The organism is Protofrankia sp. Cas8 (genome assembly GCF_963555845.1).
Taxonomy (GTDB): Bacteria; Actinomycetota; Actinomycetes; order Frankiales; family Frankiaceae; genus Protofrankia.
This window is the reverse complement of sequence record NZ_CAUVXI010000167.1, coordinates 2,008-3,618: the sequence shown is the minus strand read 5'-3', so window position 1 is coordinate 3,618 and position 1,611 is coordinate 2,008. Positions and strand designations below refer to the sequence as shown.

Annotated in this window: 2 protein-coding genes and 1 pseudogene; all 3 read right to left on the bottom strand. The window is 68.0% G+C overall.

What is annotated here, in order from left to right:
- Positions 1-550: pseudogene (locus U9977_RS20120) on the bottom strand (phosphotransferase family protein); the annotation flags it as partial.
- Between the two features lie 166 nt (positions 551-716).
- The gene (locus U9977_RS20115; RefSeq protein ID WP_322750838.1) at positions 717-962 is read right to left on the bottom strand and encodes a hypothetical protein; all 246 of its coding nucleotides are present in this window, start codon (positions 960-962) and stop codon (positions 717-719) included.
- 362 nt (positions 963-1,324) lie between these two features.
- Positions 1,325-1,611, bottom strand: a 287-nt coding sequence (locus tag U9977_RS20110; RefSeq protein WP_322750837.1) for a helix-turn-helix transcriptional regulator, incomplete at its 5' end; no start/stop codon positions are given.

Below are 1,611 nucleotides of genomic sequence, written 5' to 3'. Positions count from 1 at the left end.
GGGTCGCCACGCGGGTCCACTGGTCGTGCCAGCGCCGGACCTGGCGGCTGAGGTAGCCCGCCGCTCTGCCGAACCCCTCGAGCCCGACGGCCGCCGGATCGACGGCGTGCAATCGGGCCAGCACGTCGATGAGGCCGAACGCGCAGCGGGTGATGTCCGCGGCCGGCAGTGCGTGCAGCTCCGCACGGGTACGGATCACCTGCCCGTCGACGTACTCGACCAGGCAGAACGGGACGCCGAGCACATCCGGGTCCTCCCGCAGCGCGACCGGCCGGGCGACGGGTACAGCGCTGTCGAAGAGGGCCGCCACCACCCGGTATTCCCGGGCGATGTCGTGTGCCGACGGGGTCAGGCCGCCCAGCGGCGGTCTGCGCAGCACCCAGGCCGAGCGCCCGTCGGTGATGCGGTAGGTGAGGTTGGACCGGCCGCCGTGCAGGAGTTCGGCCCGGATCGGACCCGCATCCGCCACCACGGTGTCGAAGAACCGTTGCAGCGCGGGGAGGTCGAGCCCGGCGGGCGCCGCGGTAGCCGCGGTTGCCGCGTCGGTCATGACCGTGCCTCGGTGTCGATCGCTGCCACCGGAGCCGGTGCGAGGTCAACGGCCATCATGCGCCCTTGTGGCTAATGTCCATCAGCCCATGCAATCCGTTCCGGAACTGCGGTGTCAAGGGGATGGCGAGCCGACCCACTGGAGCGGAAGCAGCCACCCCACGGCGTCACCGAATACATGGAGCGCCGGGATAAACCGGCATGGAGAAGGGGATGAGAGCAGCCGGGGCCAAGGCGCGGATCGCCGGGGTATAGGGGTCGAGTTCTCCGGGGCCGAAGCGGCAGAGCTTGATTGCCCACCAGAAATTGTCGTCAACCTCGCCGGAGATGGTGTAAGAGCCATCGGGACGCAGGCATGCCCAGCCGCCGGCCTGAAGCGCGACCAGGGTTGTGACGGGCTGCCCGATGCGCACATCCCATGCCCGTACGGTCCCGTCGTTGCCGGCGCTGGCGAGCAGGGGAGATCGTATTCTTTTCGGTGCTGGGGACGTCCAAGCCGGCTTCACGTTCCGTGGCCATGATCCGAATCATCGCTGTAATGCAGTTGTACTGCACAGGGGATGGACGTCCGTGGACGTCGGTGGACGTCGGTGGACGGCCCCGAGGCTGCGACCTGCACCGATCGACATCAGTGGATATCCACCGACATAACGACCGATTCCACCTACTGTTGGACGACATTCGGCCGAACGGTAGGTGGTTCCGGTCATCAGGATGGCCTCAACGACCTACGCACCCCGGCCCCGTCACCCGGATTCTGTTCACCGGCAGCGCCTCAGGCGATCTGGCGAAGGTCGTTGCCGTAGTCGAAAATGATCCGCATGCGGGCACCCAGCGCCCGGGCGTACCGGCTCAGCGTCGCGACCTCGTTGACGTCGAGGTCACCGTTCTCGATCTGGCTCACCCGGCCCGGTGAGACGCCCATCAGCTCGGCTACCTGACGCTGGGTCAGCCCCAGCCGCTTGCGCTCCTCGCCAAGGTGGAAGGCACTGATCCAGGACTCAGTGCGCGCCCGCTCGGCGGCAAGCGCCTCATCGTCGCCGTCGTGCAGCTCGGCACGGA